The 15,418-nt window shown below is 39.3% G+C and carries 15 protein-coding genes; 14 read left to right on the forward strand and 1 reads right to left on the reverse strand.

Annotated elements, in window-relative coordinates:
- Window positions 1-5: 5 nt before the first annotated feature.
- The 12 genes from gmk (at window position 6) to spoVM (ending at window position 12,409) form a co-directional block, all read left to right on the forward strand.
- Complete coding sequence (gene gmk, locus KC820_RS01530; protein ID WP_144087677.1) at window positions 6-626, forward strand: guanylate kinase; 621 nt, start codon at window positions 6-8, stop codon at window positions 624-626.
- Window positions 626-817 carry a DNA-directed RNA polymerase subunit omega gene (gene rpoZ, locus KC820_RS01535; protein WP_144087678.1) on the forward strand — a complete coding sequence of 64 codons (192 nt, stop codon included), beginning with the start codon at window positions 626-628 and terminating at the stop codon, window positions 815-817. The genes gmk and rpoZ overlap by 1 nt, the downstream gene beginning before the upstream one ends.
- A gap of 235 nt (window positions 818-1,052) precedes the next feature.
- Window positions 1,053-2,249 (forward strand): bifunctional phosphopantothenoylcysteine decarboxylase/phosphopantothenate--cysteine ligase CoaBC, encoded by a 1,197-nt coding sequence (gene coaBC / locus KC820_RS01540; protein WP_212367397.1) that lies wholly within the window; start codon window positions 1,053-1,055, stop codon window positions 2,247-2,249.
- 2 nt (window positions 2,250-2,251) lie between these two features.
- Entirely contained in the window at window positions 2,252-4,663 is a 2,412-nt protein-coding gene (priA, locus tag KC820_RS01545) for a primosomal protein N' (RefSeq protein WP_212367399.1), read from the forward strand.
- 342 nt (window positions 4,664-5,005) lie between these two features.
- A complete protein-coding gene (gene fmt, locus KC820_RS01550) occupies window positions 5,006-5,941 on the forward strand; it encodes a methionyl-tRNA formyltransferase (RefSeq protein ID WP_212367401.1) in 936 nt (311 codons plus the stop codon).
- Window positions 5,942-5,945: 4 nt separating this feature from the next.
- Entirely contained in the window at window positions 5,946-7,283 is a 1,338-nt protein-coding gene (gene rsmB / locus KC820_RS01555; protein ID WP_212367403.1) for a 16S rRNA (cytosine(967)-C(5))-methyltransferase RsmB, read from the forward strand.
- A gap of 38 nt (window positions 7,284-7,321) precedes the next feature.
- Complete coding sequence (locus tag KC820_RS01560) at window positions 7,322-8,083, forward strand: Stp1/IreP family PP2C-type Ser/Thr phosphatase (protein ID WP_212367405.1); 762 nt, start codon at window positions 7,322-7,324, stop codon at window positions 8,081-8,083.
- Window positions 8,077-10,077 carry a Stk1 family PASTA domain-containing Ser/Thr kinase gene (gene pknB / locus KC820_RS01565; RefSeq protein ID WP_212367407.1) on the forward strand — a complete coding sequence of 667 codons (2,001 nt, stop codon included), beginning with the start codon at window positions 8,077-8,079 and terminating at the stop codon, window positions 10,075-10,077. Before KC820_RS01560 ends, pknB begins: the two co-directional genes overlap by 7 nt.
- Before the next feature lie 15 nt (window positions 10,078-10,092).
- The gene (rsgA, locus tag KC820_RS01570) at window positions 10,093-10,980 is read left to right on the forward strand and encodes a ribosome small subunit-dependent GTPase A (protein ID WP_212367409.1); all 888 of its coding nucleotides are present in this window, start codon (window positions 10,093-10,095) and stop codon (window positions 10,978-10,980) included.
- 3 nt (window positions 10,981-10,983) lie between these two features.
- Window positions 10,984-11,631 (forward strand): ribulose-phosphate 3-epimerase, encoded by a 648-nt coding sequence (gene rpe, locus KC820_RS01575; RefSeq protein ID WP_212367410.1) that lies wholly within the window; start codon window positions 10,984-10,986, stop codon window positions 11,629-11,631.
- Window positions 11,632-11,655: 24 nt separating this feature from the next.
- The gene (locus KC820_RS01580; RefSeq protein WP_212367411.1) at window positions 11,656-12,294 is read left to right on the forward strand and encodes a thiamine diphosphokinase; all 639 of its coding nucleotides are present in this window, start codon (window positions 11,656-11,658) and stop codon (window positions 12,292-12,294) included.
- A gap of 37 nt (window positions 12,295-12,331) precedes the next feature.
- Window positions 12,332-12,409, forward strand: a complete 78-nt coding sequence (gene spoVM, locus KC820_RS01585) for a stage V sporulation protein SpoVM (RefSeq protein WP_144087863.1) — start codon at window positions 12,332-12,334, stop codon at window positions 12,407-12,409.
- A 488-nt stretch (window positions 12,410-12,897) separates the two neighbouring features.
- Here the strand turns inward: spoVM and rpmB are convergent, their stop codons facing one another.
- A complete protein-coding gene (gene rpmB, locus KC820_RS01590) occupies window positions 12,898-13,086 on the reverse strand; it encodes a 50S ribosomal protein L28 (RefSeq protein ID WP_212367412.1) in 189 nt (62 codons plus the stop codon).
- 197 nt (window positions 13,087-13,283) lie between these two features.
- Between rpmB and KC820_RS01595 the strand changes: the two genes are divergently transcribed.
- Both KC820_RS01595 and KC820_RS01600 read left to right on the forward strand, forming a co-directional pair.
- A complete protein-coding gene (locus tag KC820_RS01595; protein ID WP_144087690.1) occupies window positions 13,284-13,643 on the forward strand; it encodes an Asp23/Gls24 family envelope stress response protein in 360 nt (119 codons plus the stop codon).
- Between the two features lie 35 nt (window positions 13,644-13,678).
- Entirely contained in the window at window positions 13,679-15,349 is a 1,671-nt protein-coding gene (locus KC820_RS01600; protein ID WP_212367413.1) for a DAK2 domain-containing protein, read from the forward strand.
- Window positions 15,350-15,418 lie beyond the last annotated feature (69 nt).

Raw genomic sequence — 15,418 nt, forward strand, 5'->3', positions numbered from 1 at the left:
CGTTTGTGGAAGATGAAAAAGGAATCCTGTTTATTCTATCCGGTCCATCCGGTGTAGGAAAAGGAACGGTCAGAAAAGCTTTATTTGAACAAGATCCCGCATTGCAATATTCAATTTCTGTTACAACTCGTAAACCGCGAGTCGGTGAAACAAACGGTGTGGATTACTTCTTTAAGAGTAAAGAAGAAGTCGAGGAAATGATTGAGCAAAATGAACTAATTGAGTATGCTGAGTATGTAGGAAATTATTATGGAACGCCGAAAGCTTATGTGGAAGAAACACTTAAAGCGGGTAAGGATGTATTTCTAGAAATTGAAGTGCAAGGTGCCATGCAGGTAAAGAAAAACTTTCCTGAAGGTGTCTTTATCTTTCTGTTCCCACCAAGTTTAGAGGAACTAAAAAACAGAATTATTGATCGTGGTACAGAAACAGAAAATTTAGTGAAGAATCGCTTGTTGGAAGCTAAAAAAGAAATTGATATGATGGATGAATATGATTATGTCGTCGTGAATGATCAAGTGAAAAAAGCTGTTTCACGTATTCAATCAATTGTCGTGAGTGAACATTGTAAGAGAGAGCGAGTTTCTAAACAATATAAAAAAGCATTAGGAAGGGTGGATTTGTAATGCTCGAACCATCTGTAGATAACTTATTGAAAAAAATCGATTCTAAATATGCAATCGTAACAATTGCCGCACAACGCGCTAGAGAACTTCATCAAAAAGAAAATTATATGGTTGAAAATCCGACATCCAAGAAGTGGGTCGGAATTGCACTAGAAGAAATTCTAGATGAAAAATTGACAGTCAAACAGTAAGACGAATGAAAGACCCGGCTTCTCACTTACAAGAGGAGTCGGGTTTTTTAATGGAATATCATCTAGTGGAAACAGATATTCGATTCACGTATAATTATGAAAAGAAGTATAAATCGAGTTCTTTTCTCTTATCATTCGAAGACATTATTATAGAAGTACAATATTGCTCTATATGTATGGTATAAACGTATGATTTCAGAGCCTAATTGATTCGTATACAAACGGAGGTTATCACATGTTAAATGGAAAAAAGGTCCTGTTAGGTGTTTCCGGCGGTATCGCTGCCTACAAAGCGTGTGCGTTAACAAGTAAATTAGTCCAACAGGGAGCCGATGTTAAAGTAATTATGACAGAAGGGGCGACAGAATTTGTTCAACCGCTTACCTTCCAAGCTTTATCGAGAAATCCTGTTTACACGGACGCCTTTGACGAAAAGAATCCAGAAAAAATTGCCCACATTGACTTGGCAGATTGGTCGGATCTTGTGATATTGGCACCAGCGACAGCCCATTTATTGGGTAGGATAGCGAATGGTCTAGCGGATGACATGTTGACGACTACGCTGTTGGCGGCAACGTCACCTGTTTATATCGCACCAGCGATGAATGTTCATATGTATGCTCATCCATCTGTTAAAAAGAATTTGATCGAGCTTGAAGAGATGGGCTACCGTTTTATTGAACCAGGCGACGGCTATTTGGCATGTGGTTATGTAGGAAAAGGTCGTTTAGAAGAACCAGAACGAATTATTGAAGTTATTAACAACCATGAAAAAAAGACGGAAGTGATGAAAGGTAAAAAGGTTTTGATTACAGCAGGACCGACACAAGAAATCATTGATCCCGTCCGTTTTTTTACAAACCATTCTTCTGGAAAAATGGGCTATGCCTTAGCTCAAGCGGCAAAAGATCTTGGAGCTGAAGTCACCCTCATTTCTGGACCGGTTTCCTTAGCTAAAATTGCAGGTGTCCGAACCGTTGATGTTCAGTCAGCAGATGAAATGTATCAAGCTGTCATGAAAGAATTTCCTGAACAAGATTTAGTAATTAAGTCAGCCGCAGTAGCAGATTATCGTCCAAAGCAAACTTCTGATCAAAAGATGAAGAAAAAAGATGGTGACCTTGTCATCGAACTGGAACGCACTCAAGACATTTTAGCAACACTAGGTAAAGAAAAAACAAATCAATATTTGGTCGGATTTGCGGCGGAATCGGAACAACCTTTGATATATGGAAAAGAAAAGTTAAAACGCAAACAACTCGACGCGATTGTCATCAATGAAATTGGTTTTCAAAAAGGATTTCAATCAGATCATAATGAAGTTGTTTTTTACACAAAGGATAATGAAGAACATCGAATTCCGTACGGAACAAAGAAAGAGATTGCAGAGGAATTGATGCAATTAGTTAATCGAAAAATGACGGAGGAATAAGCATGGCGGTAGCAAAGGTCGTCATCGATGTTGCAGCAGCAGCAATCGATTCTTTATTTGACTACGAAATCCCTAAAAATCTAGAAGGTAGTGTGCAACCAGGAGTTCGTGTCATCGTGCCATTTGGTCCACGAAAAGTCATGGGATTTGTGACTGAATTGACGAGTGAAAGTCAGTTCGAATCATTAAAAGAGATTATCAGTGTTATGGACCATACACCTGTTTTGACGAACGAATTAATCGATTTGTCTAAGTGGCTACAAGAGGAAACATTATGCTATCGAATATCCGCTATGCAGGCAATGTTACCCGCAGCTTTTAAAGCGAAGTATAAAAAGGAAGTTTGGTTGCTGGCCGACGAAGACGAACTTCCTTACGCATGGAAAATCGCTGCAGAAGGACGGGAAGTATTTCCTTTTGAAGAGTTAGAAAAACATCAAATACCTTCAAGCCAAGTAACTCGGATGATCAAAGAAGGACTCATAGATGTGAAATATATCGTCAAAGGGAAAAATCGCATAAAGAGGGAGACGTATATCGAGTTAGCGATCGATGAGCAAGAGTTACTTGAAGTAATTGAAGATTTAGGTAACCGAGCGAAGAAGCAACGATTAGTATTAGAATTTTTTTCAGAAGAACCGCAGCCGATTTTACTAAATGAGTTAATCAAGAAACTTCAAACAACGAAAAGTCCGATTGATCAACTGATCGAAAAAAAGATTTTAAAACGTGTTAAAAAGGAAGTCTATCGGGATCCCTATCAAAAAAATACTGCCGAACGCACAAAATCGTTATCTCTCACTAATCAACAACAATCAGCCATTGAACCAATTCATACATCGATTGATGAAAATAGACATGAAGTATTTCTATTGCACGGTGTGACAGGTAGTGGTAAGACGGAAATTTACTTACAATCCATTCAACGCGTGATGGACGAAGGAAAAGAAGCGATTGTGCTCGTACCGGAAATCTCCCTCACTCCCCAAATGGTTACCCGGTTCAAGGAGCGATTTGGTGGAGAAGTAGCTGTTTTACATAGTGCGCTATCCCAAGGTGAAAAGTATGATGAATGGCGAAAGATTCAACGAAAAGAAGTAAGTGTTGTTGTTGGCGCACGCTCAGCTGTGTTTGCGCCATTTGAAAATTTAGGCATTATTATTATTGATGAAGAACATGAGACAAGCTATAAACAAGAAGATTATCCAAAATATCATGCACGTGAGGTGGCAAAATATCGAGGGCGTGTACACCAATGTCCAGTTGTCTTAGGAAGTGCAACACCAACGTTAGAGTCCTATGCAAGAGCGTCAAAAGATGTCTATACATTACTTGAGCTAAAAGATCGTGTGAATGAACAGGATCTTCCGCACATTGAAATCGTTGATATGCGAACAGAGTTGGAGAAAGGAAACCGCTCGATGTTTTCTGAATCATTAACCGAGAAAATTCAAGATCGGTTAGATAAAAATGAACAAATTGTTCTTCTTTTGAACCGAAGAGGCTACTCATCGTTTGTCATGTGCCGTGAATGTGGTGAAACGATACAATGTGAACATTGTGATATCTCGATGACCTATCATCGAAGACACCATAAATTGAAGTGTCATTATTGTAATGCGGAACGTAGCATGCCAAAAACATGTCCGAATTGCGAGAGTGACGCCATCCGGTTTTTTGGTACCGGGACACAAAAAGTAGAAGAAGCATTGAATGCTCAGTTTGAAAAGGCGCGTGTCATTCGGATGGATGTCGATACAACATCGAGAAAAGGAGCGCACGAGAAATTACTTGGTCAATTCGGACGGGGTGAAGCGGATATATTACTTGGAACCCAAATGATTGCCAAAGGACTCGATTTTAAAAATGTGACACTTGTTGGTGTGATTGCAGCAGATTCAATGCTTCATTTGCCAGACTTTCGCGCAAGTGAGCGTTCATTTCAATTGTTGACACAGGTGAGTGGTCGGGCAGGACGTCATGAACTACCAGGAGAAGTGGTCGTCCAAACCTACACACCAGAGCATTACTCCGTCGTATTGGCGAGTGAATATGATTATGAAGGATTTTTTCAACGGGAAATGAACTTTCGGAAACAGGTCGGATATCCACCCTATTACTTTATGGTATTGATTAATTTATCACATGAAAATCACGTGCAAGTGAATCAAATGGCCAATGAGCTAGCCAACGAGTTAGCCAAAAATTTATCTCAAGAATCGATTTTGTTAGGACCAACGCCGTCGCCAATGCTACGGATTAAGGATCGCTATCGTTATCAATGCATGATAAAATATAAGCGAAAAGAAGAAGTTGATTACGCTCTACGAAATGTATTAGAGCACTTTAAAAAAGAAGTGAATCAAAATAAACTTCAAATGACGATTGATTTTGATCCATACTACTTTATGTAAATGGCCATGTTAAAGTTTATTATTGAAACTGTGAATCGCTTACGTTGGACGCTTTTACCCACAGGGCATAAGGCGACATCTGCGATAAATCGCAGTGTCTTCTATACCGCGGGCACGGCTCGAGCCTCCTCGGCCAGAAAACAAGGCCTGCGGGGTCTCGAGACTCGTGCTTTTCCGACGCCATGGACGGCTAGTGTCAACGTTGGCCACAGGACGTGGCCGGTCTTAGTTGACCCGCTGGAGTCGCCACCTTCGCTCACATTTCAATGATTTTAGACTTTTTTTAAAAATCAATACTAATCTTTAACACAGCCAAAGAATAGACTTGAAGAGGAGTATTATATGACGAAAAAAATTGTGTTTATGGGTACACCAGATTTTAGTGTTCCTATATTGAAGATGTTAATTGAATCAGATTACGAGGTTGTAGCAGTCGTTACACAACCAGATAAACCTAGAGGAAGAAAGCGCCAAATGACACCTTCTCCGGTGAAGGCGTTTGCTTTGGAACATGGTGTTCCGGTTATTCAGCCGGTAAAAATCCGAACAGATTTTGAAGAAATTTTGCAATACAAACCTGACCTTATTGTTACAGCTGCCTACGGCCAAATTTTACCGAAGGCTTTATTGGATGTGCCACCTTTTGGTTGTATTAATGTGCATGCTTCCTTGCTACCTGAGTTACGTGGGGGTGCACCGATTCACTACGCCATCATGCAAGGGAAGAAAGAAACAGGCGTAACCATCATGTATATGGCAGAAGGAATGGATACGGGTGATATGATTAGTCAAGAGGCTATACGAATTGATGAGAACGATCACACCGGAAGCCTTCATGACAAGCTATCTATTGTGGGGGCAGGTTTATTGAAGAGAACCTTACCAGCAATATTCTCAAATGAAGTAAATGCGACACCTCAGGATCATGAAAAAGCAACTTATGCCTACACGATTAAACGTAATGAAGAGAAAATTGACTGGCAAAAGACGCAAGAAGAAATCTATAACCATATCCGTGGTCTTCACCCATGGCCAGTCGCCTATACAACTTACAAAGATCAAACGATAAAGATTTGGTGGGCTGAAAAGGTCGAACAAACTTCAAATGGAAAACCAGGTGAAATCCTTCGAGTTGAAGATGGATTATTTATCGGAACAGCTGATGGAAAGCAACTGAACATAACAGAGCTCCAGCCTTCAGGGAAAAAACGTATGAAAACAGAAGATTTCTTGCGTGGCAGTAAGGATTACTTCACAGTAGGTGAGCAGTTAGGATGATAAGATGAAGAACGTACGAGAAATATCACTTGACCTATTACTGAAAGTTGGTGATCAAGGTGGATTCAGTCACTTGTTGATCAATCAAGCAATACAAAAGAATCAGCTTAGTCAAGAAGACAAAAACTTGATGACAGAGATCGTTTACGGTAGTTTGCAGCGCAAAATAACGCTTGAGTATTTTATAAACCATTTTACGAAAAATAAAAAAATAGATTCATGGGTATCATGGTTGCTCATTTTATCGTTTTATCAAATGATCTATTTGGACAGAGTACCAGATCATGCAGTCATCAATGAAGCGGTAAAAATTTCAAAAAAACGCGGACATAAAGGTATTTCAGGATTTGTTAATGGCGTACTGAGAAATTTACAACGACAAGGACCGCCTGATATTAAAAATATTCAGGACCGAGTGAAAAGACTATCCATCCAAACAAGTCATCCAACTTGGTTGGTCAAACGATGGATTGAATCGTATGGATATGATATAACAGAGCAGATGTGTTGGTCTAATATTGATCGTAAAAATGTGGCTGTTCGTGTTCATCCGTTGCGAACGACGAGGGATAATGCTTTATCCGTTCTTTCAGAAGAAAATATCGAAGCAACACCATCTAGCTTGTCTGAACAAGGTCTTGTCATCAATTCTGGCAATATATTAAACAGCCACTTATTTCCTGATCAAGTAACGGTTCAAGATGAAACTTCTATGCTTGTATCTGAAATGGTCAACCCTTCACCTGGAATGACTGTCCTTGATGCTTGCAGTGCACCTGGGGGAAAAACGACACACATGGCTGAGAAGATGAATAATGAAGGCCTTATCTACGCGTATGACTTACATGACAAGAAGATAAAGCTAGTAGAAGAAAGAGCTAGGCAGCTAGGTTTATCCATCATTGAAACAGAGGCGTTAGATAGCCGTCAATTACCGAATCGTTTTGAAGCATTTAGTTTCGATCGGATCCTCTTGGATGCACCATGTTCAGGTCTTGGTGTACTACGAAGTAAACCAGATATTAAATACGCAAAGAAGGAAGAAGACATTTTATCACTGGCTAAGATTCAAAAAGAATTATTACAAGCAGTTCTACCTTTGTTGAAGCAGGATGGTAAACTTGTTTATAGTACATGCACGGTAGATCGGAAAGAAAACGATGAACTCATTGCTCGAGTGATGGAAGAAACAGATGAATTTGAGATTGATCAAACGTTTTTTGACGAATTACCTGAATCTTGTAAAGATTTCCCCGGCTTAACACCCTTTGGTTTACAACTATTTCCTCACGATTTTGCTGCCGATGGTTTCTTTATCACACGAATTAAACGAAAGCAATGATAGTAAAATGAGTAAGATATGAGAAATGAGGTGCAGAAATGACTGCATATTTTAAATCAGACCGAGGAAAAGTACGTTCAATCAATGAGGATGCCGGTGGGGTTTTTAAACATCCTACAGGTCAACTTCTCATTGTAATTGCAGATGGAATGGGTGGACATAATGCTGGTGATGTGGCTAGTCAAATGGCCGTGTCCCAGTTACATAAAAAATGGGAAGAGACATCAAAATTTTCATCCATTGAAGTTGCAAGCACGTGGTTAGAACAAACCATCCTAGAAGCTAATCAAAAAATCTTGAACTATTCCAAAGAAAATGTGAATTGTGAAGGAATGGGGACAACCTTAACAGCTGCAATTATTTTAAACAATCAAGCTGCTGTTGGGCATATCGGTGATAGTCGACTTTATACAATTAATCATGAAGAAGTCGTCCAACAAACAGAGGACCACTCTTTTGTGCACGAATTAGTTCGTAATGGTCAGTTAACGATGGAAGAAGCTGAAGTTCATCCTAAAAAGAATGTATTAACCCAAGCGGTTGGAACAGAAGAGTCTCTGGATGTACAATTACACACCTTCTCACTTAACGAAGACAACCCTTATCTTTTTTTATGTACGGACGGGTTAACGAACAAAGTTTCCGAAGAGGAAATTCAGGAAGTTATTTTGCAAGATAATAAAACGGAAGATAAGCTTGACGAACTTATTCGATTGGCAAACGATCGTGGTGGCGAAGATAACATATCTTTATTGTTATGGGTAGATGACGGGGACGAAGAAGGTGTTTCAACGTGTTAACTGGAAAAATCTTAAACGAACGATATAAAATTTTGCATACGATTGGCGGAGGCGGAATGGCAGACGTCTACCTAGGTGAAGATTTAATCTTGAATAGGAAAGTTGCTATTAAAGTCTTAAAGATGGAGTATTCCAACAACACTGAGTTTATCGAACGATTCAGAAGAGAAGCGGAATCGGCTATTAGCTTATCCAATGATCATATCGTCAATATATTTGATGTAGGAGAAGAAAATAATATTTATTATATGGTCATGGAATATGTTGAGGGAGATACATTAAAAGAACATATTCAATACAATGGTCCGTTATCTGCATCAGATGCTGTCGCGATTATGCTTCAATTGACCTCTGCATTATCTCATGCACATACAAACGGAATTATCCATCGTGATGTCAAGCCGCAAAATGTTTTGATGGATCAGTATGGCAACGTGAAAATTACGGACTTTGGTATTGCACGGGCGCTTAGCTCGACACAGTTGACGAAAACAAATGATGTTCTCGGTTCTGTTCATTATTTATCTCCGGAGCAAGCGAGAGGTGGAACGGCAACAAAGAAATCTGATATTTATTCGCTTGGTATTGTATTGTTTGAATTGTTGACCGGTAGATTACCTTTTTCCGGGGAATCAGCTGTTTCTGTAGCATTAAAGCATATGCAAACAGAGACACCTTATGTAAGAAGTTTTCAACCAAGTGTCCCTCAAAGCCTAGAGAATGTTGTGTTGAAAGCGACCGCAAAAAATCCACTTCATCGTTATCAAACAATTGATGAAATGGAAAATGATTTGAAAACAGTATTGAATGCAGGGCGTCAAGACGAAGAACGGTTTACCCCTCCGGTTGAAGAGGGAGAAGATACAAAAGTTATGCCAGTGGTCCCTCCAAATTTGAAATTTGAAGAGGAAGACGGAAACACAATCGTCAATTCAGAGCAGCAAGCAAAAGATAAACCGAATAAAAAATCAAAAAAATGGATGATATTTTTAATTTCATTCAGTGCACTCGTGCTAATCGCAGCGATTATTGCGCTGTTTGTATTGCCGAAAATGTTGATACCTGATGATATAGAAATTCCAGATGTTGCTGGCAAAACATATGAAGAAGCTTTTAATGAATTGACTGATTTGGGCTTGGAAGTCGAGCGAGATACAGTGCATGATGAAGAGGTTGAAGAGGGCCTCGTTGTCAAAACTTCACCGCGCGCAGGTAATACGGTGAAGGAAGGTGCGACAGTCACAATTGTGACAAGTATGGGTCAAGAAAAAATAGAATTTCCAGATTATGTCGGCAGTTCGTTTGAACAAACTAAAAAACTTCTTGAATCAAATGGTTATCAAGAAGTAATCGGCTATCAGAAGGACTCTGATAAACCGGAAGGGGAAATTATTGCTCAAATTCAACCTGAACCAGGGGAGGAAATCATCCCGGAAAATACACGGGTCATTTTTGATGTCAGCAATGGACCGCCTACTGTAAGCCTTCAATCTGTTGAAGGATGGTCGCTTGAAGATGTCCAAGACTATGCAAAAACAAATAATCTATCGTTAGTAACCGAAGAAGAATTTTCAGACGATGTGCGTGAAGGAAGAATTATACAACAAAACCCTAGCCCGAACACAGAGCTGGAAGTAGGGGATGAATTTCGTGTCGTCGTTTCTAAAGGACCGGATTTAAAACCAGTGACGAAGACTGAAACTTTTGAAGTTAAATATGACCCATCTGAGGGTGAGCAGGCACCAGATAATGACGATAACACCCAAGATGAAAACAATGAAAATAATTCTTCAAATGAACCAGTTGGACAAGAAGTCGTCATTTATATTGGAGATGCCAACAGAAACATTAATAATGTATTTCATGATGAAACAATCTATGCTGATACGACGTATGAGATTGAAGTGACTGTCAATCCGGGTGAAAAGGCTAGCTACCGTGTCGTAAGGGATGGTGAAACGTATATCGAACAGTCGGTTCCTTATGAAGAATAAAGAAAGGGTGAACAGATGAAGGAAGGAAGAATCATCAAAGCGTTGAGTGGTTTTTATTATGTACTTTCTGGAGATCAGATGATTGAGTGTAAAGGTAGGGGGTTATTCAGAAAGCAAAAAATTACGCCGCTTGTCGGTGATCGCGTGAAAGTTGAAGTTCAAGCGGATGGAACAGGAACAATCATTTCTGTTGATGAACGAATCAATGAGCTGATCCGTCCGCCAGTTGCCAATATCGATCAAGCAGTGATTGTTAATTCACTCGCCGAACCAGACTTTAGCCCATTGTTACTCGATCGATTTTTGGTGCTTATTGAACATAAAGAAATTAAACCGTTGATTATTTTAACGAAAACCGACTTAGTCAAGGAATCGAAACAAGAGACAATTGATCAATTTATGAGTGATTATCGTTCACTCGGTTATGATTTATTGACGTTTTCAAAAGATGATCCGGCTAATGCAATCTATGAAGCTGTCCAGCCTCATTTAGCAGACAAAATCAGTGTCATTGCTGGGCAGTCCGGTGTCGGTAAATCCACTTTTTTAAATGTGCTTGATCTTTCTTTACAACTAGAAACCGGAGATATTTCGAAAAGTCTCGGTCGTGGTAAGCATACGACGAGACATGTAGAATTGTTTTCAATAGCTGGCGGATTAATTGCTGATACGCCAGGATTTAGTTCACTTGAATTCACTGAGATTGAATTAGATGAATTACGCTATTGTTTTCCTGAATTTGTCGAATTGCAAGATGATTGCAAGTTTCGGGGTTGTATGCATATGAAAGAACCGAAATGTGCGGTGAAAGCTGCAGTGGATACAGGAGATATTCCTGCGTTTAGATACAAACATTACAAAACTTTTTATGAGGAAATTAATTCTAGAAAGCCGAGGTATTAATCTATGGTTAAAATAGCACCTTCAATTCTTTCAGCTGATTTTGCTAAATTAGGAGAAGAGATTAAAGAAGTCGAATCTGCAGTTGATTATATTCACATCGATGTGATGGACGGCCATTTCGTGCCGAATATTACCATTGGACCATTAATTGTCGATGCCATTCGACCAATTACGGATTTACCATTAGATGTACACTTAATGATTGAGAACCCAGAACACTATATCCAAGCGTTTGTCGATGCGGGTGCTGATATTATCACCGTACATCAGGAAGCTTGTCCACACCTTCATAGAGTCGTCCAGCAAATTAAACAAGCCGGTGTTAAAGCAGGTGTCGTTATTAACCCAGCAACGCCGGTTGAATCGATTGAATACGTACTGGAAGACGTGGATCTCGTGTTGGTTATGACGGTCAATCCAGGTTTTGGTGGACAGTCATTTATTCCAAGTGGACTAAATAAAATAAAACAACTTTTTGACTTACGTTCTGAGCATGGTTATTCATATGAAATTGAAGTGGACGGTGGCGTTAATCAAGATACTGCAAAACAATGTATTGATGCAGGAGCAGATGTTTTGGTTGCTGGAAGTGCAATCTATAACAAGGAAAACCGTATAGAAGCTATTAAAGCTATTAAAGAGTCGTTGTGATTTTGTATGAGTATGTGTAACTCTTTGCAAATAGGAATTGTTGCAGGCGGACCGGTAGAAAAAATCCCGAATTTGGATGATTATCCATGGATCAATTTTTGGATTGGTGTCGATCACGGAGCTCTTTATCTAGCTAAACGTCAAATGAAAATTGATTTGGCTATCGGTGATTTTGATTCGATTTCTCAAGTAGAGCACGAAACGATTCAGACGCAGGCAACCACATTAAAACAATTTCCTGCAGATAAAGATTATACAGATTTAGAATTAGCAATCGATGAATCCATTGAATTAAATGCGAAGAATGTGTGGATTTTCGGTGCGACAGGTGGCCGTTTAGATCATGCTTGGGTAAATATGTTCCTGCTTAAGAAACTTGCTCAAGTAAATATCGCGGCTAAACTTGTTGATCGACAAAATCAACTGTCACTTCATTACCCAGGTACTTATTCTATTGAAAAAGAGCAACAATACCCTTATGTTTCATTCCTTTCCATTACCGAGCAAGTAGAAGACTTAACATTAGAAGGTTTCCGGTACAATCTCGACGGTGAAACGATAACATTTGGGTCCTCGTTTACCGTTTCGAATGAATGCATTGAAAAAAAGTGTACTTATTCATTTAGTAAGGGCATATTATTAGTTATAAAGAGTCGGGATTAAGCAGGAATGTGGATCGGTAAGGAATAGGAGGGGGAAAATGAAATTTTATACGTTTAAACTCCCACGATTTTTAGGTGGCATAGTTCGTGGGGTCATGAATTTATTTAAAAAATAATAATGGTGTATAACGAACTTATCTATTCTTGTAAAATTAATTGGTTGATGCTCATTTGTGAGTTTCAACCAATTTTTTTCGTTTAACTGGACGGGCTGAGCTTGGTGGATCGCTAAATCTATAGTAACCAAGTGTGGAAGTCCAGCAGTTGAGCGTCAATCTTCAGCAGTGAGTTGTGTTAGTTCAGCAGTTAGGCGTCAATCTTCAGCAGTGAGCCTCGTCAGTTCAGCAGTTGAGCGTCAAACTTCAGCAGTGAGTTGTGTCAGTTCAGCAGTTAGGCATCAATTTTCAGCAGTGATTTGTGTTAGTTCAGCAGTTAGGCATTAAACTTCAACAGTCACATACGACAGTTCAGTAGTCAGCAGGTAAACTTCATTAGTCAGCCAAAACTGTTCTTCGCAAAACCTCAAGATGCCAATTTTAACCACAAAAAAAGCAGCCTTCGATGAATACTTGACCCAGTCGAAAGCTGCTTTTATCGAACATGATTAAACACGTTCTACTTTACCTGATTTTAGAGCGCGAGCAGAAACGTATACTCTTTTAGGTTTACCGTCAACCATGATACGTACTTTTTGAACATTCGCTTTCCAGCTACGTTTATTGGCATTCATTGCGTGAGAACGCTTATTACCAGTACTAGTTTTACGTCCAGTAACTTTACATTTACGAGCCATTTTAAAATCCCTCCTGCTATTCGTGAATTCATACTCATATAATTTATCATATGCAACGCTAGATTTCAATCTAAAAATAATGGAATATCAAGAAATTTAACTTGACAGAAGACCTATTGTACAGATAACCTTTTAAAAGAGAATGCGATATAGTAAAATAGCTGTAGTTTAGGTGCTTTATAAAAGGAGGAGTTTACGTGTCAGTTGAGATCACGAATGAATATGGACATGTAACAATATCAAAAGAAGTCATTTCAACAGTTGCTGGAGGCGCAGCAACGGAGTGCTATGGTATTGTTGGAATGGCCTCCAAGAACCAATTCAGAGATGGGCTTTCGGAGATATTAGGAAAAGAAAATTTCTCTAGAGGCGTCGTGGTTACAAACGATGAAGGAGACCTGACGATTGATATGTATATTATTGTCAGCTATGGTACAAAAGTATCAGAAGTAGCTCATAACGTACAAAATCAAGTGAAATATGCGTTGAAAAGAATGATTGGCTTGAACGTTAAAGCTGTGAATATTTATATTCATGGCGTAAGAGTAACGGGATAGTTGATGGGATTGGATTTAAGGGAGGAAATTGAACCGTGGCTATACAGAAAATAAACGGAAAAGATTTTGCACAAATGGTTCTGATGGGTGCGAATCATTTGTCGAATCAGTCACAGATGATTGATTCATTGAATGTTTTTCCTGTTCCGGATGGAGATACAGGTACAAACATGAATTTAACGATGACTTCTGGAGCAAAAGAAGTTGAAAAGGTTACAGAAGATCACGTCGGTGAAGTAGCTGCTTCATTTGCTAAAGGTCTATTGATGGGAGCTCGCGGAAATTCTGGTGTCATCTTGTCACAGATATTTAGAGGTTTTTCCAAGAGTGTTGAAAGTAAAGAAAGTTTAACAGTGAGTGATTTAGGAGAAGCACTTGAAGCAGGTGTTGAAACAGCCTATAAAGCTGTAATGAAACCGGTTGAAGGTACAATTTTGACTGTTGCGAAAGATACTGCTAAACAAGGTACAATCAGTGCGAAACATACTGATGACGTCATTGAATTTTTCGAAGAGGTTTTAAAAGAAGCAAAAGCTTCACTAGAACGCACACCTGATTTACTTCCTGTGTTGAAAGAAGTCGGTGTAGTCGATAGTGGTGGACAAGGCCTTGTTACGGTTTATGAAGGCTTCTTAGCTTCATTGAAAGGTGAAGAATTGCCCCAAACGAGCGCTGCTGCACCTTCTTTAGATGAGATGGTCAGTGCTGAACACCATAAGATGCATCAAGATTTTATGAATACGGAAGATATCGAGTTCGGTTACTGTACTGAATTTATGGTTAAGTTCGAAGAGGATAAACTAAAAGATCATCCGTTTGATGAGGAAGAGTATCGAAACACATTGAGCGAGCATGGTGATTCATTATTAGTCGTTTCTGATGATGATGTTGTGAAAGTACATATCCATACCGAGTATCCTGGTGAAACCATGACAATCGGACAAAAATATGGAAGCTTAATCAACATCAAAATAGAAAACATGCGTGAACAGCATACGTCTATTGTCGGTGAAAAGCCGAAAAAAGAAGAAAAACCTGCGAAAAAAATTCCTTTGGGCATCGTAACTGTAGCTATGGGAGATGGAATTACAGAAATGTTTGAAAGCCTCGGTGCAACAGTTGTCATTGAAGGTGGACAAACGATGAATCCAAGTACACAAGATATTGTCGAGGCAATAGAGCAAGCTAACGCTGAAAACGTACTTATTTTGCCTAATAACAAAAATATTGTCATGGCAGCAGAACAAGCTTGTGAGCTAGTTGAATTCCCTGCGAAAGTCGTTCCGACAAAAACGGTTCCACAGGGAATGAGTGCTATGCTGATGTTCAATCCAGAAGGAGATTTGGAAGCGAACCAAGCAGAAATGACTGAGGCAACGAATCACGTCAAAACGGGTCAAGTGACTTATGCTGTCCGTGATACGTCGATTGATGGCAAAACAATCAAAGAAGGCAACTTTATGGGAATCCAAGATGGGGACATAGAAGCTGTCAATCCAGATAAAATGGAAACCGTTAAAGAATTGCTTAAAAACATGATTGATGATGAAGAAGATGAAATCGTCACGATTCTTCAAGGCGAAGAAGCGACAGATGAAGAAGTCGAAGCGATCGAGTCCTTTATCGAAGAAGAATACGATGAAATCGAAGTTGAAATCCACAAAGGAAATCAGCCAATCTATTCATTTATTTTCTCAGTGGAATAAGAAAAATGAAACAGCGGGTGGATGAACTACTACCCATCAAGTAGACAATGAAAATAAGTCAAATTAATC

Source organism: Allobacillus saliphilus (assembly GCF_018138385.1).
Lineage (GTDB): Bacteria > Bacillota > Bacilli > Bacillales > Alkalibacillaceae > Allobacillus > Allobacillus saliphilus.